The sequence below is a fragment of the Pseudoalteromonas sp. KAN5 genome, from assembly GCF_022846535.1.
Lineage (GTDB): Bacteria > Pseudomonadota > Gammaproteobacteria > Enterobacterales > Alteromonadaceae > Pseudoalteromonas > Pseudoalteromonas haloplanktis.
Window position 1 is genome coordinate 3,144,184 of the sequence record NZ_AP025589.1, and the last position, 25,870, is coordinate 3,170,053.

Annotated in this window: 21 protein-coding genes and 3 rRNA genes; 8 read left to right on the top strand and 16 right to left on the bottom strand. The window is 43.4% G+C overall.

Going from position 1 to position 25,870, the window contains the following annotated elements; all coding sequences use genetic code 11:
- Nucleotides 1–26: 26 nt before the first annotated feature.
- From gspG to gspC, 5 genes are all read right to left on the bottom strand, one after another.
- A complete protein-coding gene (gene gspG / locus KAN5_RS14115; protein WP_016710328.1) occupies nucleotides 27–446 on the bottom strand; it encodes a type II secretion system major pseudopilin GspG in 420 nt (139 codons plus the stop codon).
- Between the two features lie 74 nt (nucleotides 447–520).
- Nucleotides 521–1,756: a type II secretion system inner membrane protein GspF gene (gene gspF, locus KAN5_RS14120; RefSeq protein ID WP_138555047.1), complete on the bottom strand. Its 1,236-nt coding sequence runs from the start codon at nucleotides 1,754–1,756 to the stop codon at nucleotides 521–523.
- A gap of 2 nt (nucleotides 1,757–1,758) precedes the next feature.
- Nucleotides 1,759–3,318: a type II secretion system ATPase GspE gene (gspE, locus tag KAN5_RS14125; RefSeq protein WP_029216273.1), complete on the bottom strand. Its 1,560-nt coding sequence runs from the start codon at nucleotides 3,316–3,318 to the stop codon at nucleotides 1,759–1,761.
- Complete coding sequence (gene gspD / locus KAN5_RS14130) at nucleotides 3,311–5,374, bottom strand: type II secretion system secretin GspD (protein WP_244389963.1); 2,064 nt, start codon at nucleotides 5,372–5,374, stop codon at nucleotides 3,311–3,313. The genes gspE and gspD overlap by 8 nt, the downstream gene beginning before the upstream one ends.
- A 23-nt stretch (nucleotides 5,375–5,397) precedes the next feature.
- Nucleotides 5,398–6,345 (bottom strand): type II secretion system protein GspC, encoded by a 948-nt coding sequence (gene gspC, locus KAN5_RS14135; protein ID WP_016710324.1) that lies wholly within the window; start codon nucleotides 6,343–6,345, stop codon nucleotides 5,398–5,400.
- A gap of 251 nt (nucleotides 6,346–6,596) precedes the next feature.
- Here gspC and hslR point away from each other — a divergent pair, with 251 nt between their 5' ends.
- The gene (hslR, locus tag KAN5_RS14140) at nucleotides 6,597–6,971 is read left to right on the top strand and encodes a ribosome-associated heat shock protein Hsp15 (RefSeq protein WP_050901608.1); all 375 of its coding nucleotides are present in this window, start codon (nucleotides 6,597–6,599) and stop codon (nucleotides 6,969–6,971) included.
- Nucleotides 6,972–6,983: 12 nt separating this feature from the next.
- Nucleotides 6,984–7,829, top strand: coding sequence for an Hsp33 family molecular chaperone HslO (gene hslO / locus KAN5_RS14145; RefSeq protein WP_016710322.1), 846 nt, complete (start codon nucleotides 6,984–6,986; stop codon nucleotides 7,827–7,829).
- Between the two features lie 803 nt (nucleotides 7,830–8,632).
- On the opposite strand, the gene rrf is transcribed toward hslO, so the two are convergent.
- The 3 genes from rrf to KAN5_RS14160 form a co-directional block, all read right to left on the bottom strand.
- A 5S ribosomal RNA gene (gene rrf / locus KAN5_RS14150) occupies nucleotides 8,633–8,747 on the bottom strand.
- A 258-nt stretch (nucleotides 8,748–9,005) separates the two neighbouring features.
- Nucleotides 9,006–11,892 (bottom strand): 23S ribosomal RNA (locus KAN5_RS14155).
- A gap of 295 nt (nucleotides 11,893–12,187) precedes the next feature.
- A 16S ribosomal RNA gene (locus KAN5_RS14160) occupies nucleotides 12,188–13,729 on the bottom strand.
- Together the 16S, 23S and 5S rRNA genes form the textbook arrangement of a ribosomal RNA operon.
- Before the next feature lie 591 nt (nucleotides 13,730–14,320).
- Between KAN5_RS14160 and KAN5_RS14165 the strand changes: the two genes are divergently transcribed.
- Nucleotides 14,321–14,854 carry a gamma carbonic anhydrase family protein gene (locus KAN5_RS14165; RefSeq protein WP_016710385.1) on the top strand — a complete coding sequence of 178 codons (534 nt, stop codon included), beginning with the start codon at nucleotides 14,321–14,323 and terminating at the stop codon, nucleotides 14,852–14,854.
- Here KAN5_RS14165 and KAN5_RS14170 read toward each other — a convergent pair.
- Both KAN5_RS14170 and aroE read right to left on the bottom strand, forming a co-directional pair.
- On the bottom strand, nucleotides 14,851–15,105 hold the full coding sequence (locus KAN5_RS14170; protein WP_016710386.1) for a DUF1488 domain-containing protein: 255 nt from the start codon (nucleotides 15,103–15,105) through the stop codon (nucleotides 14,851–14,853). The genes KAN5_RS14165 and KAN5_RS14170 overlap by 4 nt on opposite strands.
- On the bottom strand, nucleotides 15,102–15,926 hold the full coding sequence (aroE, locus tag KAN5_RS14175) for a shikimate dehydrogenase (RefSeq protein WP_244389964.1): 825 nt from the start codon (nucleotides 15,924–15,926) through the stop codon (nucleotides 15,102–15,104). The genes KAN5_RS14170 and aroE overlap by 4 nt, the downstream gene beginning before the upstream one ends.
- Nucleotides 15,927–15,979: 53 nt before the next feature.
- Between aroE and KAN5_RS14180 the strand changes: the two genes are divergently transcribed.
- Nucleotides 15,980–16,417: a group II truncated hemoglobin gene (locus tag KAN5_RS14180; RefSeq protein WP_016710388.1), complete on the top strand. Its 438-nt coding sequence runs from the start codon at nucleotides 15,980–15,982 to the stop codon at nucleotides 16,415–16,417.
- Between the two features lie 51 nt (nucleotides 16,418–16,468).
- On the opposite strand, the gene hemF is transcribed toward KAN5_RS14180, so the two are convergent.
- The 6 genes from hemF to KAN5_RS14210 all read right to left on the bottom strand — a co-directional run bounded on the left by hemF (nucleotide 16,469) and on the right by KAN5_RS14210 (nucleotide 21,401).
- Nucleotides 16,469–17,419 (bottom strand): oxygen-dependent coproporphyrinogen oxidase, encoded by a 951-nt coding sequence (gene hemF, locus KAN5_RS14185; protein ID WP_016710389.1) that lies wholly within the window; start codon nucleotides 17,417–17,419, stop codon nucleotides 16,469–16,471.
- A 2-nt stretch (nucleotides 17,420–17,421) separates the two neighbouring features.
- Nucleotides 17,422–17,988 carry an L-threonylcarbamoyladenylate synthase gene (locus tag KAN5_RS14190; RefSeq protein WP_016710390.1) on the bottom strand — a complete coding sequence of 189 codons (567 nt, stop codon included), beginning with the start codon at nucleotides 17,986–17,988 and terminating at the stop codon, nucleotides 17,422–17,424.
- Nucleotides 17,989–18,023: 35 nt separating this feature from the next.
- The gene (locus KAN5_RS14195) at nucleotides 18,024–18,596 is read right to left on the bottom strand and encodes a topoisomerase DNA-binding C4 zinc finger domain-containing protein (RefSeq protein WP_244389965.1); all 573 of its coding nucleotides are present in this window, start codon (nucleotides 18,594–18,596) and stop codon (nucleotides 18,024–18,026) included.
- A 61-nt stretch (nucleotides 18,597–18,657) separates the two neighbouring features.
- The gene (locus tag KAN5_RS14200; RefSeq protein ID WP_016710392.1) at nucleotides 18,658–19,131 is read right to left on the bottom strand and encodes a DUF494 family protein; all 474 of its coding nucleotides are present in this window, start codon (nucleotides 19,129–19,131) and stop codon (nucleotides 18,658–18,660) included.
- A 36-nt stretch (nucleotides 19,132–19,167) separates the two neighbouring features.
- The gene (dprA, locus tag KAN5_RS14205; protein WP_016710393.1) at nucleotides 19,168–20,250 is read right to left on the bottom strand and encodes a DNA-processing protein DprA; all 1,083 of its coding nucleotides are present in this window, start codon (nucleotides 20,248–20,250) and stop codon (nucleotides 19,168–19,170) included.
- 29 nt (nucleotides 20,251–20,279) lie between these two features.
- Nucleotides 20,280–21,401 carry a LysM domain-containing protein gene (locus KAN5_RS14210; protein ID WP_244389966.1) on the bottom strand — a complete coding sequence of 374 codons (1,122 nt, stop codon included), beginning with the start codon at nucleotides 21,399–21,401 and terminating at the stop codon, nucleotides 20,280–20,282.
- Between the two features lie 118 nt (nucleotides 21,402–21,519).
- Between KAN5_RS14210 and def the strand changes: the two genes are divergently transcribed.
- Genes def through trkA form a run of 4 tightly spaced genes read left to right on the top strand, consistent with a single transcriptional unit; the run spans nucleotide 21,520 to nucleotide 25,677 of the window.
- Entirely contained in the window at nucleotides 21,520–22,026 is a 507-nt protein-coding gene (def, locus tag KAN5_RS14215; RefSeq protein WP_016710395.1) for a peptide deformylase, read from the top strand.
- A gap of 21 nt (nucleotides 22,027–22,047) precedes the next feature.
- Nucleotides 22,048–23,001 (top strand): methionyl-tRNA formyltransferase, encoded by a 954-nt coding sequence (gene fmt, locus KAN5_RS14220; RefSeq protein ID WP_138554303.1) that lies wholly within the window; start codon nucleotides 22,048–22,050, stop codon nucleotides 22,999–23,001.
- Entirely contained in the window at nucleotides 22,994–24,283 is a 1,290-nt protein-coding gene (gene rsmB, locus KAN5_RS14225) for a 16S rRNA (cytosine(967)-C(5))-methyltransferase RsmB (protein ID WP_244389967.1), read from the top strand. The genes fmt and rsmB overlap by 8 nt, the downstream gene beginning before the upstream one ends.
- Nucleotides 24,284–24,300: 17 nt before the next feature.
- Complete coding sequence (gene trkA / locus KAN5_RS14230) at nucleotides 24,301–25,677, top strand: Trk system potassium transporter TrkA (protein ID WP_016710398.1); 1,377 nt, start codon at nucleotides 24,301–24,303, stop codon at nucleotides 25,675–25,677.
- Nucleotides 25,678–25,870 lie beyond the last annotated feature (193 nt).

Below are 25,870 nucleotides of genomic sequence, written 5' to 3' on the forward strand. Positions count from 1 at the left end.
TAAAAACGCTTCTTCAAAATGCATTATTATTTTTCTTCATCCCAGTTACCAATGTCATCATCAGTACCCGCTTCGCCATCTGGCCCCATAGAAAATAAATCTATTTTGCCGATTTCTCCCGGGCTGATTAGCTGATACGGGTTACCCCATGGATCTTCTGGTAATTTAGAAATAAAGCCACCTTCAGGAAAACGCTTTGGTACTGGCTCAATGCTCGTTTTTGTCACTAACCCTTCAAGGCCTTGCTCTGTGGTTAAGTACGCTTTGTTCTTTAATTTATAAAGACTCATCGCATCTTCTAATTGCTGAATATCAAGATGCGCTTTATCTAACGCAGCTTCTTCTTGCTGACCCATAATATTGGGTGCCACGATCGACATAATCATGCCAATGATAACCAGTACCACCATAACTTCGAGTAATGAGAAACCTGCTTGTTTATTCACGTACATACCTCTGTTGTTCTTAATAATTAACCATCGTAACACGCTGAAAATGCATTACGAAATCCCTAAAACTGTTAAAGCCCAATCGCTTTATTCATAGCCATGATAGGCTGCAATATTGCCATAACGATAAACAATACAATAACCGCCATGGACGCTATCATCGCAGGCTCTAAGAGTTTTAGCGAGACATTTACCATGCTTTCAAATTCACGATCTTGGTTGTTTGCAGCACGCTCAAGCATCTGCTCAAGCTCGCCTGATTTTTCACCACTGGCGATCATATGCAGCATCATCGGCGGGAATAATTTGGTTTGCTGTAAAGAGGCTCTTAAGCTGGCCCCTTCACTGACACGAGTAGCGGCATCGGCTACCGACTTTTTAATTTTCTCATTGACTAATACCCCACCAGAAATACGCATACCTTCAAGTAGCGGCACTGAGCTTGATGACAAAATGCTCAAGGTACGGGCAAAACGGGCTGTATTGATACTACGTGCGACTTTACCAATTCCCGGTAGCATTAAAACTTTAGAGTCATACCAAAAACGAATTTTAGGTTGTTTTAATGCGTGTTTAACGCCAATTACTGTTGCGGTGAATAGTACTAACGTGATCAACCAATAGTTTTGTACAAAGTTACTGGCCGCCATTACCCATTCTGTAGTCCAAGGCAATACTTGCTTCGACTTTTCAAACGTCTTTAATATTTTTGGTACAACAGTACCAAGTAATATTGAAACGATACCGATTGCAAATATAACTAAGATCACAGGGTAAACCATCGCTTGGGTGATTTGACTGCGCATGTGTTGACGTTGCTCAGTGTAATCAGCTAAACGGTTCAATACAGCATCTAAATGACCTGACTTTTCACCTGCGGCCACCATGGCGCGATATAAGTTATCAAATACATGAGGAAACTCTGACATCCCATCTGCAAGCGTATAACCCTCAACCACTTTTGAACGTACTGACATAAGCATACGTTTCATGCGCGGTTTCTCACATTGCTCAGCCACGGCCATCACCGCCCCTTCAACTGGCAGTGCCGATTGAATTAAAGTCGCTAATTGACGGGTAATTAACGCAAGATCAGAGGTAGATATTTTCGGTTTAAAAAAACTACCAAAAAGTGAGCTTTTTTCACCTTTGACATGCTTTTCACCTTCTGCAGCCGCAACCACTTCAAGGGGAGTAAGCCCTTGTTCACGTAAAGACTGGCGAATTTGCTTTGCAGTGTCCGCTTCTTGAATACCTTTTTTTTCTTTGCCACGACTGTCTAAAGCGCGGTATTCAAATGCTGCCATGGTTAGCCTTCCTCACGTGTTACACGTAATACTTCTTCAAGGGTCGTTTTACCCGCTAATACACGGCTGCAACCATCTTGGCGAATACTGGGCGTATGCTTACGAATGTACTTTTCAACACTCTGCTCACCTTTACCACTGTGTACTAGCTCACGCACAGTTTCATCAACAACCAGCAGCTCATGAATACCTGTACGACCACGATAACCATTAAAGTTACACTCTTCACAGCCAACTGCTCGATAAATTGTCGGCGGCTCAGCAAATGGTACGCCAAGTAATTCACATTCTCGCTCATCGGCAACATGCGCTTCTTTACAGCTGTTACATAAAGTTCGCACTAGTCGTTGTGAAAGCACACCGAGTAAGGAGGATGATAATAAGAAAGGCTCAACCCCCATGTCTTCCATACGCGATATTGCACCCGCGGCAGTATTTGTATGCAACGTAGACATCACTAAGTGACCCGTTAATGAAGCTTGAACGCCTATTTGCGCGGTTTCAAGGTCACGTATTTCACCAACCATCACTACATCTGGATCTTGACGCAATATGGCACGCAGGCCACGAGCAAAGGTCATATCAACTTTGGTATTGACCTGTGTTTGACCAATGCCTGGGATTTCATACTCAATTGGATCTTCAACCGTTAAAATATTACGGTCGCGAGAATTAATTTGGCTCATTCCCGCATACAGCGTGGTACTTTTACCGGAGCCTGTTGGCCCGGTCACCAAAATGATACCGTGCGGTTTGCTGATCAGGTCAGAAAATAACTCACGGTTACGCAACGTCATACCTAAATCTTCAAGGTTTAAGCGGGCGTTATTTTTATCGAGTAAACGCAGTACTACACGCTCACCAAAACTTGATGGCATAGTTGATACCCGGACATCAACTGCACGTCCGGCAATCCTTAAACTAATTCGTCCATCTTGTGGGATACGCTTTTCAGCAATATCGAGTTTCGCCATTACCTTAATACGCGAAACAAGTAACGAGGCCAGCTTACGGTTTGGTTTCAGTACTTCTTTAAGCACACCATCAACCCGAAAACGGATCACTAACTCTTGCTCAAAGGTTTCAATATGAATATCCGAGGCACCTTCTTTAATCGCCTCACTGAGCATCGCATTGATCAGCTTAATAATTGGCGCATCATCATCGCCTGCTAATAAATCTTCAGTTTGCGGCATTTCTTCAGCAAGCGAGAATAAATCAACTTCATTACCGATATCTTCCATCATCTGCTGGGTTTCCGAGCTATCGCGTTGATAAGAGGCTTCTAGTAACAACTCAAATTTATCATCCGGTAATTGCTCAAGCGTAAAACCATGTCCAGCTATGCGGCGTACTTCTAGCAGTGCATCTATATCGAGTTCACCACGATAGAAAACTACTCGGTCATCATTATTTTTACTTAATAACATGCCAGCACGTCGCGCATAAGAAAACGGCAATCGCTTATTTGGCAGCTCGACCAAGTCATCGCTAGTCATCAATTCGCTGTTATCTAACGGCTTAGCGTGCTCATCGGTGATCTCAGTGATTGCATCAGTCATTATTGCGCTCATCTGCGTTTTGTTGCTTTAAATACTCTTCATAGGTCGGCGGCAGTACCAGGGCATCATTCCACTCAGGTAAGATAGGCGCTTCAGTGAGCGGCATTAGATCAATACCATCTTCTTTCTGTTTATACTGCTCACCACGAATAAAGTTATATTTACTGTGGCTGAGTTTATTCATTTTAATGCCATCACGAACAATCGTTGGGCGAATAAACACGATTAAGTTACGTTTACGTTTACTGGTGCTAGTTGAACGGAATAAATGACCAAGAATAGGAATATCACCTAACAATGGCACTTTAGAGACACTTTCTTGCACGTCTTCATCGATTAGACCACCCAGTACCACCATACCACCATCATCAGCCATCACTGTGGTTTTAATTGCACGTTTATTAATTGAAATATCAACTGAAGTAGCACCGCTTACACCTGACACTTCTTGCTCGATAGTCAACTGCACAGCAGTACCATCATTAATCTGTGGTGTTACTTTAAGTTTTACACCCACTTCTTGGCGTTCAACTGTTTGGAATGGGTTTGAGTTATTAGAACCAGTTTGTGAACCTGTGATAATAGGCACTTCTTGACCAACAATGATTGACGCTTCTTCGTTATCCATAGTGGTAACAGAAGGCGTAGCAAGAATATTAGAGTTAGTATCAGTAGAGACCGCCTGAATAATCGCGCCCCAGTCATTTTTGATAATACCCATGGCTAAGCCATTGATACCACCGAGTAATGTAGCTAGAGGACCTAAGTCACCTTCAACTGTTTCAGTGGTATTGTTAACATTCCCACTTTCTGAACCTATCACTGTACCTTCAATAACCTTGTCTTGTGCTTGCTCTGCGGCAACAGCAAGTGAGCCAACAGGCACGGTACTGCCGTTATTAAACTGCATCATGCCACCTTGCTCTGTAATCCACTGTAAGCCAAAGTTAATCCCATCAGCTTCCATTACTTCAACAATAATGGCTTCAACAAGTACTTGCGCGCGGCGGATATCCAAACGCTCAATAACCGATTCCAGTGAACGCATAGTATCAGGTTGTGCAGTAATGACTAATGAATTGGAATCAGGATGCGCTTCAATACTGGTTTCATTTTGACTGCGGCTACGAGTTTTAGTTGCTGCGCCTTGGCCTTCTTCGGCAAGGGTTTTACTTACCCCTTGTAGCACTTTTACTAAGTCTTCAGAGTTTGCGTAATTAAGATAAATTACTTTCGTATTACCTTGGCTTTGTAATTCACCATCTAAGCGTTTAATTAATTCAATTGCACGAGTTCTAGCTTGACCTTCACCACTAACAATTACGCTATTGGTACGACCATCGGCGACTACTTTAGGGATCAAAAATTCAGGAATACTGCCTTTGCCGCTATCTTTATAAATATTTTCGACAACAGAAACCACATCATCTGCCGTAGCAAAGTTTAGCTTCACAATATCAACGCGTTTATCACCCGCTTGGTCAACTGAGCGAATAATTTCCACAAGACGATTTACTGACGCAGCATGGCCGGTCAACATCATTACGTTAGCGGCGTTGAAGTTTGCTACATGACCACCATCCTTTTGGTCACTAAACTGGCGAACCAATGGGCCAAGCTCTTGCACACTCACATTTTTAACGCGCACCACACGGGTGATCATCATATCTCCACGAGCTTGATCATCTTGCGTGACTAACGGCACGTTTGATTTTTTTGCATCAGAGCTTTTTTCGATCTTTAAAATGCCATTATCCATTTCAACGACTGAATAGCCGTAAACCTCTAAAACATTTAAAAAGAATTGATAATAAAGCGCCTCGTCCATCAATTCATAACTACGCACATTTACTTTTCCACGCACGTTAGGATCAATAATGACGGTTTTATTCAGATTCTTACCAACGATATTTATGAACTCGTTAATATCGGTCCCTTTAAAGTTTGCAGCATACTCCACGGCAGACACCGATAGAGATAAACTAGCCGCAAAAAAAAGTGTTGCGTACTTAGCTAACCCTTTTCTGATTTTTTTGAGGTGTAGCGCGTGAACCATTATATTAGAACTCCAAAGCTAGGTTATTGCAGGCTAAATTGTACATCGATTTGCTCGCCATCACGTTCAATCGTGATGTTTGCATCGGTGCTATTACGCAGCTCGTTAATAGCTGACATGGCCTGTTGTAAATCAGTTAGTTGATAGCCGTTAATCGAAACAGCTAAATCATTATTTTGTAGTCCCATCTTAGTAAATAAGGCAGGATCTTTACCTGGGCTTAAACGGTAACCAACTAGTTCACCGTCTTTCATAGCCTGAGATACTCGAATATAGTCAAATAGTTTACCGGGATCTTTTAATAGCTCTTCGCGGGTTTCTATAATCTCTTCTTTTACATCTTGGTCCGCTGTTACATCTATTTGTCGATCACTTTCCATTTGCGGGCCGGCGTCAAGTTCTGGCTCATCACTTTCGCGCTCAGCAAGTACAGGCATTGATACTGTTTTGGTAAAATCCATACCATCTAGCATTAATGTTTCAAAGCGACCACTGACATCTAAAATTACGCGGTCAGGCAATACTTGCGCTAGTTTAGCGCGCGTGCCCTGTATAACATCATCAACTAAATAAGTTGTTTGTTGCCCTTGAGATTCAATAATTGCCAAACCGGTCAGATCATTGCCACTGACCGCAACGATACCAGTTAAATTAATACTTAATCGTGTTTCTGGAGCATTGTTAATAACTTGTGTTTGCTTACTTACTGGTTTTTTAGGGGCTGCATCAGCCTTACCAAACAAGTTTTGCTCTAAAATTGATTGCGTATTTACGCGTTCGGGTTTACCTGTAGCAGTATTAATATAGCTTGGAGAAAGGCTTTGGTTAGCAGGCAAGGGCCATATTAGCCAAAATAACTTTGCAGCTAAAAAGGCAATATAAACAACGGCTAAAAGCGTTACCACCCAACTCAATTTAGCATGGGGTAATTTACTTACTAAGTGTTTTAGCTGTTGTAATCGTTGTTCCATAAATGATGTTCTTATTTTAATTTACTGCTTTATCGCTGGCCTATAGTACCTTTTCATTTTTCATTCAACAAGCGCACTAATATTAAACTTTGTAAACAAGGTAAATTAACGCTTACGATGAACCTGAAAAGCTTCGACTATTTCTTTGTTAGTAAGTTTCATGCTAAATTTTGCCTTACAGAGCCACGCTTTTAAAGAGTACAATTGTGTCAAAAAGTAACACCCGTAATTCCACGTCAAAAGATGAAGCAATGAGTGTCCGCTTAGACAAGTGGTTGTGGGCTGCTCGCTTTTATAAAACCCGCGCAATCGCACGGGACATGGTGCAAGGTGGTAAAGTGCATTATAATGGTCAACGCACTAAACCTAGCAAAATAGTCGAATTAGATGCCGTGATTAAACTTGCTCAAGGAGTTGATGAAAAAGTTATCACTGTGCTTAAATTACTTGATAAACGCTTAAGTGCCCCCATTGCTCAAACCTTGTATCAAGAATCAGATGCAAGTATCGAAAAACGCGAAGCCAATAGCATCGCGCGCAAGAACAATAGCTTTTTTGCACCGCATCCGGATCGTAAACCAGATAAAAAGCAAAGACGCGAACTTTTAAAAATGAAATCAAGTTAGGTAAAGCCACTCATGCAACAAGATTTACTTCATCGTTATACATTTGATCAACTAGACGTCCGCGGCGAACTCGTGCAAATAGAGCAAGCTTATAATGAAATGATTGCCAATCATAATTACCCAGCTCCAGTACAAGCACTATTAGGGGAGTTATTGGTCGCAACCTGTCTACTTACTGCGACTTTAAAGTTTGAAGGTGACATTGCCGTGCAACTGCAAGGCGATGGCCCAGTGAAATACGCCGTTATCAATGGTGACCATAAACAAAACATGCGCGGTATTGCTCGCCTACAAAGTGAAGTAACAGGGTCAACAATTCAAGATTTAATTGGCAATGGTGTAATGGTATTGACTATTACCCCAACCAAGGGAGAACGTTACCAAGGTATAGTGCCGCTTGAGCACGATACCTTAGCTGCATGTCTAGAAGCTTATTTCACTCAGTCAGAGCAATTACAAACTCGCCTATGGTTTGCCACAGACACCACCGCAGATAATGCAAAGGCTGCGGGTTTATTACTACAGGTACTCCCTGTTAATAAAGAAAAATCTGTTGAAGACTTTATCCATTTAGAAGCGCTTAGTAATACTATTAAAGATGAAGAACTCTTAAAGCTTGATGCCGCCACGGTATTAACACGCCTGTACCATGAAGATAACCCTCGCGTATATGAGCCGCAAACAATCCAATTTAAATGTGGTTGTAGTAGAGAGAAAACCATCACCGCACTGGTTAATGTAGGCCAACAAGCATTGTTAGATGACGTTGCCGAAAATGGAGAAGTGAAAATCAGCTGTCACTACTGCTTAAAAGATTATGTGTTTAATGAACAAGATGTGAAAAGTATTTTCAATTAACACACTCATTTAAAATACTCATTGCTCAGCTACTACCTAAACCCTCATAAAGAGCCGTGTATACAAATTTTTATACATGGCTCCTACCACTAAAATCACATTTACTCGCTTCACGACACGATTGAAGGTTATTAAAAGCCGATGCGCCCTTTACCTTTAAAAAGACACGCTATGGCTAACAGCTGAAAACCACACTATAGGATGACCTGCTACATTCGAGTTTCGAGTTTTGAGTTTTGAGTTTTGAGTTTTGAGTTTTGAGTTTTGAGTTTTGAGTTTTGAGTTTTGAGTTTCGAGTTTCGAGTTTCGAGTTTCGAGTTTCGAGTTTCGAGTTTCGAGTTTCGAGTTTTTCAAGATTAAAGTATGGGAGAGTGAAAGAGGCAAGCCGTTTTAAAGGTGTATGTTGCGCTCTGAGGAGTTCGTGGCGTTCTTTTCTCCGTGGGTGTCAGAGACTCATCACGGTGTATAGGTTGACACTGTGCGGCTGATAGCTGACGGCTTAACGCTGACAGCTATACTTTATTCCAGACAACAAAAAACCCGTCACATTGCTGTAACGGGTTTCTCTTATTTGGAGCCTGGGATGACGTAGTGCCTACAGCGGTAGAGAGCCACATAGCAAATGCTACGCTCTCATTGTCTGTGGCTTTATTTATCCATGAGTATCAGATACTCAACCCACGCTACGGTGTCCAGGTTGACACTGTGCGGCTGATAGCTGACGGCTTAACGCTGACTGCTATACTTTATTCCAGACAACAAAAAACCCGTCACATTGCTGTAACGGGTTTCTCTTATTTGGAGCCTGGCGATGACCTACTTTCACATAGCAAATGCTACACTATCATCGGCGCTGTTTCGTTTCACTACTGAGTTCGGCATGGGGTCAGGTGGGTCCAAAACGCTATTGTCACCAAGCAAATTGGGTATTAATCCGCTCTTGCGAGCCAATTAATTAAAATCTGGAAAATCTGATAATTGTTTTCTTACAACTTAAAGCTTATCGCTTACAGCTGCTAGTAAATCTACTTTAGTTGTCGCGATAAATCACGACCTACAATCTTAACTTCTGCGCTTAAACAGTCACATAAAAATCTGTCTGGAACAGATTTTAACGCACTTGTGCGGCTTTAGTCATTTACATGGACGTAAATGATAAAACGCGTTTGGCGTTGTATGGTTAAGCCTCACGGGTAATTAGTACAAGTTAGCTTAACATGTCACCATGCTTCCACATCTTGCCTATCAACGTTGTAGTCTTCAACGGCCCTTCAGAGACTTTAAAAGTCTAGTGAGAACTCATCTCGAGGCCTGCTTCGCGCTTAGATGCTTTCAGCGCTTATCAGTTCCGAACGTAGCTACCGGGCAATGCCATTGGCATGACAACCCGAACACCAGCGGTTCGTTCACTCCGGTCCTCTCGTACTAGGAGCAACCCCTCTCAATTCTCAAACGCCCACGGCAGATAGGGACCGAACTGTCTCACGACGTTCTAAACCCAGCTCGCGTACCACTTTAAATGGCGAACAGCCATACCCTTGGGACCGACTTCAGCCCCAGGATGTGATGAGCCGACATCGAGGTGCCAAACACCGCCGTCGATATGAACTCTTGGGCGGTATCAGCCTGTTATCCCCGGAGTACCTTTTATCCGTTGAGCGATGGCCCTTCCATTCAGAACCACCGGATCACTATGACCTACTTTCGTACCTGCTCGACGTGTCTGTCTCGCAGTTAAGCTGGCTTCTACCATTACACTAACCGTACGATGTCCGACCGTACTTAGCCAACCTTCGTGCTCCTCCGTTACTCTTTGGGAGGAGACCGCCCCAGTCAAACTACCCACCAGGCACTGTCCGTAACCCCGATTCAGGGGCCAACGTTAGAACATCAAAACTACAAGGGTGGTATTTCAAGGACGACTCCAACAAGACTAGCGTCTCATCTTCAAAGTCTCCCACCTATCCTACACATGTAGGTTCAATGTTCAGTGCCAAGCTGTAGTAAAGGTTCACGGGGTCTTTCCGTCTAGCCGCGGGTACACAGCATCTTCACTGCGATTTCAATTTCACTGAGTCTCGGGTGGAGACAGCGTGGCCATGGTTACACCATTCGTGCAGGTCGGAACTTACCCGACAAGGAATTTCGCTACCTTAGGACCGTTATAGTTACGGCCGCCGTTTACCGGGGCTTCGATCAAGAGCTTTGTCCGAAAACTAACCCCATCAATTAACCTTCCGGCACCGGGCAGGTGTCACACCGTATACGTCATCTTGCGATTTTGCACAGTGCTGTGTTTTTAATAAACAGTCCCAGCCACCTGGTCACTGCGGCTCCCGTCCGCTTAGAGAGTAAATCTCATCACAGATAGGAGCGTACCTTCTCCCGAAGTTACGGTACGATTTTGCCTAGTTCCTTCACCCGAGTTCTCTCAAGCGCCTTAGTATTCTCTACCTGACCACCTGTGTCGGTTTGGGGTACGATTCGGTATAATCTGAAGCTTAGAGGCTTTTCCTGGAAGTATGGCATCAGCAACTTCACCACCTTAGTGGCTCGTCTCGTGTCTCAGTCTTAGCAACCCGGATTTTCCTAAGTCACCAACCTACTCACTTTCACATGGACTACCAACGCCATGCTTGCTTAGCCTGCTCCGTCCCCCCATCGCAATTATACCAAGTACGGGAATATTAACCCGTTTCCCATCGACTACGCCTTTCGGCCTCGCCTTAGGGGTCGACTTACCCTACCCTGATTAACATGGGATAGGAACCCTTGGTCTTCCGGCGTGCGGGTTTTTCACCCGCATTATCGTTACTCATGTCAGCATTCGCACTTCTGATACCTCCAGCAACCCTCCCGGGTCACCTTCAACGGCTTACAGAACGCTCCCCTACCACTCAAAATAAATTTTGAATCCGCAGCTTCGGTGCATAGTTTAGCCCCGTTACATCTTCCGCGCAGACCGACTCGACCAGTGAGCTATTACGCTTTCTTTAAAGGATGGCTGCTTCTAAGCCAACCTCCTGGCTGTCTGGGCCTTTCCACATCGTTTCCCACTTAACTATGACTTTGGGACCTTAGCTGGCGGTCTGGGTTGTTTCCCTCTTCACGACGGACGTTAGCACCCGCCGTGTGTCTCCCGGATAGTACTTTACGGTATTCGGAGTTTGCAAAGGGTTGGTAAGTCGGGATGACCCCCTAGCCTTAACAGTGCTCTACCCCCGTAAGTATTCGTCCGAGGCTCTACCTAAATAGATTTCGGGGAGAACCAGCTATCTCCCGGTTTGATTAGCCTTTCACTCCTAGCCACAGGTCATCCCCTAACTTTTCAACGTTAGTGGGTTCGGTCCTCCAGTTGATGTTACTCAACCTTCAACCTGCCCATGGCTAGATCACCGGGTTTCGGGTCTATACCTTGCAACTATTCGCCCAGTTAAGACTCGGTTTCCCTACGGCTACCCTAATCGGTTAACCTCGCTACAAAATATAAGTCGCTGACCCATTATACAAAAGGTACGCAGTCACAGAACTAGTCTGCTCCTACTGCTTGTACGTACACGGTTTCAGGTTCTATTTCACTCCCCTCACAGGGGTTCTTTTCGCCTTTCCCTCACGGTACTGGTTCACTATCGGTCAGTTGGGAGTATTTAGCCTTAGATGATGGTCCACCTATATTCAGTCAAAGTTTCACGTGCTCCGACCTACTCGATTTCACTTAAAATGCATTTTCATGTACGGGACTATCACCCTGTATCGTGGCACTTTCCAGAGCCTTCCATTAACACATTATAAGCTTAAGGGCTGTTCCGGTTTCGCTCGCCGCTACTTCCGGAATCTCGGTTGATTTCTTTTCCTACGGGTACTTAGATGTTTCAGTTCTCCGCGTTCGCCTCGTTAACCTATGTATTCAGTTAACGATACCTGCAAGCAGGTGGGTTTCCCCATTCGGAAATCTTAGTCTCAAGTGCTTTTTACTAGCTCGACTAAGCTTATCGCAAGTTAATACGTCCTTCATCGCCTCCAACTGCCAAGGCATCCACCGTGTACGCTTAGTCACTTAACCATACAACCCAAACGGGTCTTTGTTTTGTGACAGTTTAACTTCGCCAGAAGTTAATATTGAATACTAAAGTAGATACCAATCAATCATTTCAAAGAAACAATTAAATGGCACTGAATGATACTGCTATCATTCTTTTTTACTTTTGAAAACTCTGTATAAATAACAATGTTATTCATACGAATTTTATTATCAGCTTTTCCAAATTTTTAAAGAGCATATTAATTAATAAACCTTGCGGCTTACTAACTAACAATCATCTGTGTGGACACTTCGAACAAATAAGTTCTAAATCGTATAAGGAGGTGATCCAGCCCCAGGTTCCCCTAGGGCTACCTTGTTACGACTTCACCCCAGTCATGAATCACTCCGTGGTAAACGTCCTCCCGAGGGTTAGACTATCTACTTCTGGAGCAACCCACTCCCATGGTGTGACGGGCGGTGTGTACAAGGCCCGGGAACGTATTCACCGCGTCATTCTGATACGCGATTACTAGCGATTCCGACTTCATGGAGTCGAGTTGCAGACTCCAATCCGGACTACGACGCACTTTAAGTGATTCGCTTACTCTCGCGAGTTCGCTGCACTCTGTATGCGCCATTGTAGCACGTGTGTAGCCCTACACGTAAGGGCCATGATGACTTGACGTCGTCCCCACCTTCCTCCGGTTTATCACCGGCAGTCTCCTTAGAGTTCTCAGCATGACCTGCTAGCAACTAAGGATAGGGGTTGCGCTCGTTGCGGGACTTAACCCAACATCTCACAACACGAGCTGACGACAGCCATGCAGCACCTGTATCAGAGTTCCCGAAGGCACCAAACCATCTCTGGTAAGTTCTCTGTATGTCAAGTGTAGGTAAGGTTCTTCGCGTTGCATCGAATTAAACCACATGCTCCACCGCTTGTGCGGGCCCCCGTCAATTCATTTGAGTTTTAACCTTGCGGCCGTACTCCCCAGGCGGTCTACTTAATGCGTTAGCTTTGAAAAACAGTTCCGAGGAACCGAGCTTCTAGTAGACATCGTTTACGGCGTGGACTACCAGGGTATCTAATCCTGTTTGCTCCCCACGCTTTCGTACATGAGCGTCAGTGTTGACCCAGGTGGCTGCCTTCGCCATCGGTATTCCTTCAGATCTCTACGCATTTCACCGCTACACCTGAAATTCTACCACCCTCTATCACACTCTAGTTTGCCAGTTCGAAATGCAGTTCCCAGGTTGAGCCCGGGGCTTTCACATCTCGCTTAACAAACCGCCTGCGTACGCTTTACGCCCAGTAATTCCGATTAACGCTCGCACCCTCCGTATTACCGCGGCTGCTGGCACGGAGTTAGCCGGTGCTTCTTCTGTAAGTAACGTCACAGCTAAGTGCTATTAACACTCAACCTTTCCTCCTTACTGAAAGTGCTTTACAACCCGAAGGCCTTCTTCACACACGCGGCATGGCTGCATCAGGCTTGCGCCCATTGTGCAATATTCCCCACTGCTGCCTCCCGTAGGAGTCTGGGCCGTGTCTCAGTCCCAGTGTGGCTGATCATCCTCTCAAACCAGCTAGGGATCGTCGCCTTGGTAAGCCATTACCTTACCAACTAGCTAATCCCACTTGGGCTAATCTTTTGGCGTGAGGCCCGAAGGTCCCCCACTTTGGTCCGTAGACATCATGCGGTATTAGCAGTCGTTTCCAACTGTTGTCCCCCACCAAAAGGCATATTCCCAAGCATTACTCACCCGTCCGCCGCTCGTCAGCAAAGTAGCAAGCTACTCTCTGTTACCGCTCGACTTGCATGTGTTAGGCCTGCCGCCAGCGTTCAATCTGAGCCATGATCAAACTCTTCAATTAAAAGTTTTTATGTTCCGAAGAACAGCTCAATGAATTCTGAATTTATTTAATATCTTTCGATATTGAATTGACTGTGCTGCAATAAATAAATTTATTGCTGTTGGTCACTCAGTTCAATTGAGACTCTAAATTTGTTTGCGTCATCTAGCGAACTAGAATCTGCTGTTAGAACTCAATCTGTACGAGTGCCCACACAGATGATTGCTTTATATTGTTAAAGAACGTTGCGATTAAAGCGCTTTGCTTTATCTCGCTAGGGCTGCGCATGTTACGATTTCCTATTTTTTTGTCAACACTTAATTTTAAACTTTCTAAAAATCTAAACTCAAGTTTTACTCGACTTACTGATTAGCTGCTGCCTCGCTAAGCGTTGCCTGCTCTGCCGTCTCAGTGGGGTCGCATTATAGGGAGAACAGATTTTAACGCAAGCGTTTTTTAAAGAAAACTTCAAATAAAGTGCTGTTCGTCTGTTTTACGAGCTAAACACACCAAAAACGATACTTTTCTAAGCAACCTAACTACCCACTGGCCATTTTATAGGCTCTGCTGATACACTCTACTTTACTTACTTCAATATTTTTAGGTACTCAAATGACTATCCGTTCTTATAAAGGAGTTACTCCAAATTTTGATCAATCTGTGTATATAGATGAATCTGCTGTTTTGGTTGGTGATATTACTTTAGGCGCAAACAGTAGTGTTTGGCCTCTAGTCGCAGCGCGTGGAGATGTTAACTATATACGTATTGGTGAGCGTACCAATATACAAGATGGCAGCGTATTACATTTAACACGTTCTAGTAAAAGTAATCCTGATGGCTACCCACTAATTATTGGTGATGATGTAACCGTAGGGCATAAGGTAATGCTGCACGGGTGCCGTTTAGGAAACCGTATATTAGTAGGCATGGGTGCCATTGTAATGGATAACGCTATTGTCGAGGATAATGTGATTATTGGCGGTGGCTCATTAGTGCCACCAAATAAACGTTTAGAGTCAGGCTACCTTTATGTTGGTAGCCCTGTAAAGCAAGCTCGTCTGTTAACTGAGCAAGAACTGAGTTTTTTAAAGATCTCTGCGAATAACTATGTAGAGCTAAAAGACGAGTACTTAGAAGAAGGCTAATTGAGTGCTTTAATTTCAATTTGCCCTGCTGAGTTATACTCTTCATCTTCGATTAGTTGCTCAGCAAGCTCTTCATAATCAAAACGCAGTGATTCAAAATACAGTTTTGCGGCTGCATTATCCGAAATGGCTAGGCTGTGCGTATCAATAATACATTCAACCATCAATCCGCTAACCTGCGCGAAAAAGGTTAATAGCTGAGTTTGCTCATTAAACTCAATTCTATCGATAAATTGGATGGCTTGATTCATTTGAGCTCCCCTGCTTTTAACGCTCTTACGACAGGTAATATCTCTGGCATTTTATTGCGCCATACATAGAATGCTTGTGCAGCTTGGCCAACCAACATCCCACTACCATCAAGTACGTTAATATCAGCTTTATGATCCTGAGCCCACTGCATAAACAAGGTGCTTTTTAGTGAATAAAACATATCATAAACGCAGTCACAGCCGCTTAGGTGTTTTTTATTTAGTGCAGGTAATTCACCCAACATGCTGCTAGATGTAGAGTTTACAATTAGCGAGTAATCACCAACTGGCAAATCATCAAAACCGTAGCCTGTTACTTTTCCATATTGTGCAAATAATTCAGCAAGCGCTTTAGCTTTTGCCGCAGTACGGTTTACGATAACAATTTCACTAGGCTGCTGAGCTAATAGCGGTAGCACGACACCTCGAGCAGCACCACCAGCACCAATTAATAAAATACGTTTACCTTTAAGCTCAACGTTATTTGCCAATAAGTCATTAACAAAGCCAACACCATCGGTGTTATCACCTAGTAAACGACCATCATCTAGTAGCTTTATTGTGTTTACAGCACCAACAATGGTCGCTAACTCAGTTCGCTCGTCAACCAATTCATAAGCTTGCTCTTTAAATGGCATCGTCACATTTGCTCCAAGGCCTCCCTGCACAAAAAAGTCTGTGACTGATTTTTTAAAACCGTCAATCGGTGCTAATATTGCGCGGTAGTCGATTTGTTCACCTAAAGAGGCTGCAAATTGCGTATGTATTGCGGGTGATTTTGAGTGTTCGATTGGGTTTCCAAAAACCGCATATTTGTCCATGTTCAAGCAACCTCTTTGTACAGTAAACACTGTTAATTAACGATGATAAAATTATGATTAGACGACTTTTCTCAAAATCGAAACCAGCTGAACCACAACAAGCGCCAACGCCAGAAAATACCCCCTATCAAATAATGGGTGGTGAACAAGGTGCGCGTGCCCTAGCCAATAGATTCTACGATATTATGGCAAGTGATGAATACGCCAAACCGTTATATGATATGCATCCTCAACCATTAGATCGTATACGCCAAGTATTTTTTGAATTTTTATCCGGTTGGTTAGGTGGCCCTGACTTATTTGTTGAGAAATATGGCCACCCAATGTTGCGTAAACGCCATATGCCATTTCCGATTGATCAGGATTTACGCGATCAATGGATGTACTGTATGAATAAAGCGCTTGATATTGAAATTGATAACCCATTACTGCGCGAAGGGCTACGAAAATCACTTGAACAGCTTGCTAGCCATATGATTAACCAACATTAAACAGCAAAGTTCAGGTTAAGCAAAAAGGCGCATTCTCAGCGCCTTTGCAATTTATAACTGCCACTCTCTGGCGATTAAGTTACTTGGCTCTGCACTTAGCCAATCTTGGGGGCGTAAGTAATATTGGTATAATTGTGCTTCAGCGCTATCAGCAGCAGGAACATAATTATATTCCCAACGAGCAAGTGGTGGCATCGACATTAAAATTGATTCTGTGCGCCCTCCTGTTTGTAAGCCAAACAAGGTACCACGGTCCCACACTAGATTAAACTCAACATAACGGCCACGACGATACAATTGAAAGTCCCGCTGTTGCTGTGTAATTGGGGTGTCTTTACGGCATTCAATAATTGGTAAATATGCATCTAAAAAACCATTACCTACTGCTTGCATAAAGGCAAAACTCTTTTCAAACCCTTGCTCATTTAAATCATCAAAGAACAAGCCACCTACTCCACGGGTTTCATCACGATGTTTAATATAAAAATACTCGTCGCACCATTTTTTATATTTCGGGTATACGTCATCACCAAACGGCGCACAAAGATCATGAGCAACTTGGTGCCAGTGTTTAACATCGTCAAACACGGGATAAAATGGTGTTAAGTCAAAACCGCCACCAAACCACCAAATAGGCTGTTCACCTTCTTTTTCAGCAATAAAGAAGCGTACATTGGCGTGACTTGTTGGAATGTGCGGATTTTTTGGATGAATAACCAAAGATACGCCACAAGCATGAAAACTACGCCCTGCGAGCTCTGGCCTATGCGCTGTCGCTGATGCTGGCATTGATGCACCAAACACGTGAGAATAATTAACACCGCCTTGCTCGATAACATTGCCATCACGAATCACGCGAGTGCGACCACCGCCCCCTTCAGCACGTTGCCAGCTATCTTCGACAAATTGGGCTTGCCCGTCAGCCTGCTCTAAACCTTGGCAAATTGTATCTTGCAAAGCCATTAGGTAGCTTTTTACTTGTTCGAGTAAATTACTGTGCATGTTTATCCTCTAAATACTTTGCCAGTCATAGCATCTTTTATAGTGCTTGGTTGGGTGTTACCGCCAAGCGCTTCGTCAACATAAAACGCCACTTGTTGGTCAAATTCTGTTTTCGCCATTGCAATGCTGGTCACGGTATCTTGGCCTGATAGATTCGCACTGGTAGAAACTAGCGGCTTGCCAAACTGTTGGCATAACTGCTTGACCGTTGGATGGTTTGTAACACGAACAGCAATGGTATCAAACTGGCCGGTTAGCCATTTGGGTGTGTTTTTAGCTGCGGGCATCACCCAAGTTATCGCACCCGGCCACTGCGAAAAAATATCAGCACGCTTATCCATAGGAATTTTTGCATCATCAACGTACTTTAATAATTGCCCGTAGTTATCTGCAATTAAAATGAGGCCTTTTTCTACTGGACGCTGTTTTATTGCCAATAAGCGTTCCACCGCTTGTTGGTTATCTGGATCACAACCTAAACCATAAACGGCTTCGGTTGGATAAACAATAACGCCACCTTGCTCTAGTGCAGCAACGGCAGTTAAAGGAACTGAAGTTGAATCAGTCACAAAAAATCTCCAATACTAAAAATATAAGCGGGTAATTATTGCTCGACAGTGAATTTATGCGAACAACTTTTCTGTGGGCATTGTAACACAACACTGTTAGTCATTTGCTTTTGCATCATCACTGGCCACTGACATGCAGGGCAAGTGTGGGCAACAGGTTTAAAATTCAATGTATATTTGCAACTTGGATAGCTGTTGCATGAATAAAAGGTTTTACCAAATTTATTGCTACGTGCGACCAACTGGCCTTTTTCACATTTCGGGCAAGTTGGCAAGGCCTCTTGATTAGGCTTGGGTTCATCATGAGCAATATAATGACAATTGGGATAATCCGTGCAGCCGATAAACATGCCATAGCGGCCATTTTTAACAACTAATGGATTGCCGCATACTGGGCATGGGCTGTCCTCAAGCACTTTAATTTGGTGATTATCATGCTGAGCGAGCGAGCGAATAAAATCACACTTAGGGTAACTAGCACAACCAAGAAAAGGGCCCGACTTACTATTGCGAATTACAAGTTCTGACCCACATTGCGGACACACTTCGTATTCTTTTTCTAAGGCATGTTGGTTTGCAGAGAAAAGTGATTGATCAATTTTACTCATGTGTTTCCTAAGCAGCTGGCTAATTTTCGCCTAATATACCCAAACTAATTAAAGATACAAGTTAATGTAATACTTCTGCTGGCTCATCAAAAATGAGCTCTTCCATTTGTGCATAAGCTTGCTCTGATCCTGGCACATTAAACAACACCATAAGTACAACCCATTTAAGATCATCGAGAGAGATGAAAGGCTTGTCTAACGCAAATAAACGATCCATCACCATTTCACGGGTGGCGCTATTGATCACCCCAACTTGCTCAACAAACATTAGAAAGCCGCGACATTCAGTACTGAGCATCTGGCATTCGCTGTCGGTAAAAATACGTACGGCATGATGTGGGTGAGCATTTAGATAAGGGAATTCATCACTGTGCTGTAAATCAGCAAGCTGTTCTAGCCAATCAAGTGCTTTGTATATTTCGGGCTTATTAAAACCGGCCCGCAGCAACTCATCGGTGAGTTCGTTGTGCTCAACAAAGACTTCTGCTTCACTGTGAATATAGTTTTCAAACAAATACATGAGGATATCGAACATGTTACTTCCTCCAAGCTTGCACTCTAAAACTAAAGCTTATCGAATTCTAATATAGCCATCTAATACACGTTCTACTTTATCTGCTAACTCAAGATCAAGCAAACGAGCTTGTACTTTATCTATTGACCATTGGCTACGTTGGGCTATTAAGTCTACCGCTGTCACTTCATAACCAACACTGCTTAGCACTCGACAGGCAGCTTCATCATCTTTCAACTCCTCTATATTATATAGACTGCTTTCACAAAAAAAGCTTACTTCATCAAGAATATCACTGACATTTTCAACTAACTTTGCTCCTTGCTTAATTAAAAAGTGACTGGCTTCAGAGAGTGGGTTTTTAATTGAACCCGGCACCGCAAACACTTCTTTATTTTGTTCCAGCGCATAGCGCACCGTAATCAACGAACCACTTTTAATTTGCGCCTCAACAATTAACACCCCAAGTGATAAACCAGATATTATACGGTTACGCCGAGGGAAGTTATTGGCATTAGCAGCCGTACCGGGTAAAAACTCACTGACTAACAACCCATGCTCACAAACTTGCTCCGTCAGTAGTTTATGCCGTTTCGGATAATGAACATCCACACCAGTACCTAACACAGCTATCGTATTGCCGCTCCCTGCCAGCGCACCTTTATGAGCTGCACCATCAATGCCAAGCGCCATCCCAGAAGTAACCGTGAGTCCAGCTAATGTCAGTTGATGGGCAAATTCAGCTGCAATTTCCAGCCCGGTGGGCGTCGCATTACGACTTCCAACAATCGCGATCTGCGGGCTACTCAATAACGCTAAGTTACCACGACAAAACAATAATAAAGGCGCGCTGGCGATTTCTTTTAATAAAGGAGGATAGAGAGGATCAAAGTAATTAATTGCGGTTATCTGTGCTTGCTTAATTAATGTGTGGTAATGCTCTACTTGGCGCCAATCAGTTGCTAATAAACTGCTGGCAACCTGAGGGCTTAGGCCGCATTCTGTGAGCTGCTTGTGTGTCAGCTTGAATAGACTTTCAAGCGGCTGCGTTTGCGATAATGCGAGTAGGGTTTTGACCCCCAAACCTTTGCATAAATAAAAGGCAAGCCAATCTGTTAACTTGCCTGATGAATCTTTCATGCTCTCTCCTTAGAGCACACAAACCTGCATTAATTTATTACTACAAAATCACCGACTCGGATTGGGTGCTGGTTTTTTACGATTAAAGCGTAGCTAACATTGTTATAAACTTTAAATACCATTAGCTCACCGACTTTTTCTTTTGGCATATGCCACACTTTAGTGTCTTCATCCGGTTCAGCGCCAAAAAATTCGTTGGTTTTAGTCACTAATTTCTCAAGACTATTCGAATCTTCTTTATAGCGAGGACCATTTCGACCATCAAAAACCGTTGGTGATTGACGCTCAATATCTAAAATGTGACCTTCTTTAATTGCCTGCTCTGACCCTAAGTTTAGCACTACAATGTCCATTGTGCTGAATTCTCGCAAACCACTAACTGATGATATGATTGTTCCGTCTACTGGTTGCTCAGGACGGTGAATATTAAAATAGGCTGGTAATAACTGACCATCCATTGCCGGCATTAAAAAATCAGCTGGTTTAATTTCTTGCTTTACCTGTTCAAGTTTAACTGAAGCAGGTACACCGTTAGCAACATCCCCCTTTCTAAATACCCGACCTACAGCCACCAATTGCGTATTATTGGCGAGTACTTCATTGGTGTTGGGATCAATAAACTCTTGGCCTTTACGGTAAATAGCGTACGATTCGTAAAGCTCTAAATCACCTTTAACGTAAACAATGTGCCCTTCGGTGTTCATTTTAGTATTCACATTCGCGCCAAGAATATACGGTTTTTCTGCAATTTCTTTTGCATCAATTGCTTGCTCGTAGGTTAGGTAAGGTCGTAATAATTCCAGTGGGAGCGTAGGAACCGCATTTTTACCTTTTGGCGTAATACGCCCATGTGGAGAAAGCTTTTTATAGCCCGAATTTACCACCAAACGCGGATTACCATGCTCATCATAGATCAAAGACAAAGCATCGCCTGGATAAATCAGGTGTGGATTATTAATTTGCGGGTTCATTTGCCAAAGCTCAGGCCATTGCCACGGCTGCTCCAAATAAATGCCTGAAATATCCCATAACGTATCGCCTTTTTTTACAACGTATTGTTTAGGCGCATCTTTTTTTATTGTTAATACATCAGCTAATGATGGAAAAGTAGCACTAAATGCTAACATTGCCGCAAATAATGGGTATTTCATTGAGCTTCCTTGTAGTGTTTTTTCATTATTATCGACCAAAACCTGTTAAAGGTGAACGCGAATGGCTAAAATAAGAGCATACAATACCCTAAATTAAGCACAAGTGAAAAAGGTTACTATGGCTAGGTTAGAAGTTTTAAGATTTCCAGATGAGCGTTTACGTACTATAGCAAAAGAAGTCACTGCAGTTGACGATCAAGTTCGCGAAATTGTTAAAGACATGCTGGAGACTATGTATGATGAAAACGGCATTGGGTTGGCTGCCACACAAGTCGATATTCATCAACGTATAGTGGTCATTGATGTCTCTGAAGAGCGTAATGAGCCGTTAGTGCTGATCAATCCAACTATCATTAAACAAGATGGTAAAACTGTGAGTGAAGAAGGTTGTTTATCAGTACCGCACTCTTATGCAAAAGTTGACCGCGCAGAAACCGTTACAGTGACCGCGCTAAACGAGCAAGGCGAAGAATTCAGCTTAGATGCCGATGAGCTGCTAGCGATTTGTATTCAACATGAATTAGATCACTTAAAAGGCAAATTATTTATCGATTATTTATCGCCGCTAAAGCGCCAACGTATTCGTAAAAAGCTTGAAAAAGAAGCTAAATTTGCAGCACAGTAATAAGTACCTTAGGAAAACTCAGTGACACAACCATTACGCATTATTTTTGCCGGTACGCCCGATTTTGCTGCGCGCCATTTACAAGCTCTAATTGATTCTGAACATCAAATAGTGGGCGTTTACAGCCAACCAGATCGCCCCGCTGGCCGCGGTAAAAAACTAAAAGCCAGTGAGGTCAAAGAACTGGCTTTACAGCACGACTTACCTGTTTTTCAACCTGCGTCATTAAAAAGCGACGACGCTCTCAGTGAATTAAGCAGCTTAAATGCCGACATTATGATTGTAGTCGCTTATGGTCTATTACTACCAAAAGCTATTTTAGAAGCGCCGCGTCTTGGTTGCTTAAATGTGCATGGCTCAATTTTACCGCGCTGGCGTGGAGCTGCGCCAATTCAACGCGCAATTTGGGCGGGTGATGAAGAAACAGGCGTTACAATAATGCAAATGGATGAAGGCTTAGATACTGGCGACATGCTACATATCAGCCGCTGCCCTATTGAAGCAACTGAAACAAGTGCAAGTTTGTACAGCAAACTTGCCGAACTAGGCCCAAAGTCACTAATCGACACCATCACTAAATTGGTCAATGGCGAAATTACCCCGCAAGTACAAGATGATGAACAGGCTAATTACGCTAAAAAGCTATCTAAAGAAGAAGCAAATATCGACTGGGCTATGGATGCGCTACAAATAGAGCGTAATATTCGCGCATTCAATCCTTGGCCAGTATGTTTTACCCAAATGGGCGGCAACACGGTTAAAATCTACCAAGCAAATGTGGTTGAACAACAAGGTACTCCCGGCACTGTATTACAAAGTGATAAACACGGTATTGTGGTTGCCTGCGGGACTCACGCGCTGAATATCACCCAACTACAGCCACAAGGCAAAAAGCCAATGGCCATTACAGACTTTTTAAACGGTCGAGCAGACTGGGTAACCCCTGGCACACTAATAGGCGAACATAATGAGTAATGTCAGGGCGCTGGCCGCCGAAATCTTATATAACGTGGTTGATAAGGGCGCGTCACTCAATCAAGAGTTACCATTTGCAAGCCAAGGTTTACCGCCTAAAGATAAAGCCCTTTTGCAACAAATTTGCTATGGTGTGTTACGTTATTTACCAAGCTTAGATAATTACTGCCAACACTTAGTTGAGCAACCTCTCAAAGGGAAGCGCCGTATTTTTCAGTTTTTGTTGTATGTGGGCATTTACCAACTTCAACATATGCGCGTCCCACCGCACGCAGCTATTAGTGAAACCGTTAATGCCTTAGCACAACTGCGAGCATTAGGATTAAAAGGGTTGATCAACGCAATCTTACGTAGCTTTCAGCGTCAACAAGCAGAGCTAGAAGAACAAGCCAAGCAAATTCCTGTGTGTTTATACAATCACCCTAATTGGTTTATCAAACAAGTCACTGAGGCTTATCCTGATGATTGGCAGGCACTGCTAGAGGCCAATCAGCAACAAGCTCCAATGTGGTTGCGCGTTAACCAAGCGCAATATAGCACCGCTGAATATAGCGAAATGCTCACAGCTAATGATATTGCACACATGCTCAACCCTGACTTTCCTGACGGTATTAAACTTGATAAACCACGTGATGTATTCTCATTGCCTGAATTCGACACCGGTGCTTGCTCAGTACAAGATGCTGCAGCACAACTTGCAGCACGCTTTTTAGATCCAAAAGCAGACGAACATATTCTAGATGCCTGTGCAGCGCCAGGTGGTAAAACCTGTCATATTTTAGAGTTAGCTGATGCCGATGTACTTGCACTCGATAGCGATGCCACTCGCCTTGAGCGTGTTAAGCAAAACTTGGTACGTATAGGTTTAGGTGCCGACTTACAATGTGCCGATGCGTCACAGCCTCATAAATGGTGGGATGAACGTCAGTTTGACCGTATCTTGCTGGATGTGCCCTGCTCTGCAACGGGCGTCATTCGTCGCCATCCAGATATAAAGTGGCTACGTCGCGCGTCTGATATTAATGATCTGGCAACATTACAAGGCGATATTTTAAATAGTATTTGGCCTTTATTAAAACCAGGCGGCACATTAGTGTATGCAACCTGCTCTGTATTACCACAGGAAAACCAGCAGCAAGTCGCTAAGTTTTTAGCAAATAATAGCGATGTCGAACATATTCCGCTGCATGATAACGATACCCCAAACAACCCAGGGCTGCAGTTACTGCCTGGTGAGAGTGACGGATTTTATTATGCCAAGCTTGTAAAAACACACTCATAAGAAGCGTTTAGTAAACCATGAAAATAATCATACTCGGTGCAGGACAAGTAGGCGGTACACTCGCAGAAAACCTGGTAGGTGAACAAAACGAAATCACGGTTGTAGATATTGATGGTAACCGGTTACGTGAGTTACAAGATAAATACGATCTACAGGGTGTTACTGGTCACAGTGCGCACCCTGATGTATTACGCCGCGCTGGTGCGGAAGACGCCGATATGATCATTGCAGTGACCAGTTCAGATGAAGTAAACATGGTCGCTTGCCAAGTCGCGTATAGTATTTTTAATACACCGACTAAAATTGCGCGAATTCGCTCGGAGCAATACTTAAAGTATCGCGAAAAGCTCTTTCAAAACGACGACTTACCAGTTGATCACTATATTGCGCCTGAGCAATTGGTGACCAAGTATATTCGACGTTTAATTGATTATCCGGGAGCATTACAAGTATTAGAGTTCGGCGATGGCATGCTTTCGCTTGTGGCCGTAAAAGCCTACTACGGGGGCTTGTTGGTAGGTTATGCACTGTCAGCATTAAAAGAGCATATACCCAATGTTGAAACCCGTGTTGCTGCGATTTACCGCCAAGGTAAAGCCATCAAGCCATTGGGCACAACGGTCATCGAAGCAGATGATGAAGTGTTCTTCCTTGCGGCGACGAAACATATTCGTGCTGTAATGAACGAACTACAAAAGCTAGAGCGTTCATACAAAAAGATTATGATTGCAGGTGGTGGTAACATCGGTGCGGGGCTTGCACACTCTTTGGAAAAAAATCACAGTGTAAAGTTGCTTGAGCGTAATAAAGAGCGTGCCGAGCAACTTTCAGAAATGCTTGATAATACGGTGGTATTTTGTGGTGATGCCTCTGATCAAGAGTTGTTATCTGAAGAGCATATCGAGCAGGTTGATGTGTTCATCGCGGTAACCAATGATGATGAAGCTAATATCATGTCAGCCATGCTCGCTAAACGTATGGGCGCGCAAAAAACCATGGTGTTAATACAGCGTGGCGCTTACGTTGATTTAGTACAGGGTGGCGAAATTGATATTGCCATTTCACCACAACAAGCCACAATTTCAGCCTTACTTACCCATGTTCGTCGCGGTGATATTGTTAATGTGTATTCATTACGTAAAGGCGCAGCAGAAGCCATTGAAGCGGTGGCTCATGGCGATGAACACACCTCAAAAGTAGTAGGTCGCGCAATTGCTGATATTAAGTTGCCAGCAGGTACTACGATTGGCGCGATTGTTCGTAACGATGATGTGTTAATTGCGCATGATGACACGGTGATCCACTCTGGCGATCACGTTATTATGTTTTTGATCGATAAAAAACATATCAATGTCGTTGAAAAACTATTCCAAGTTAGCGCTATTTTCCTCTAAAACTTACCTTTCGAAACAAAGCGACTGTATCGAAAGGTGAATTTTCACAACAAACCAACGTAAATAGAAATCAATCTCAAAATCATTTACTTTAGTACCTAAATCCATTACCCTCCTCGCTGTTTGATAATCAAGCACCAACTTCTGTGAAAAGTTAATTTCACCTTCTTTAACATTAAATGGATTTCCTAAG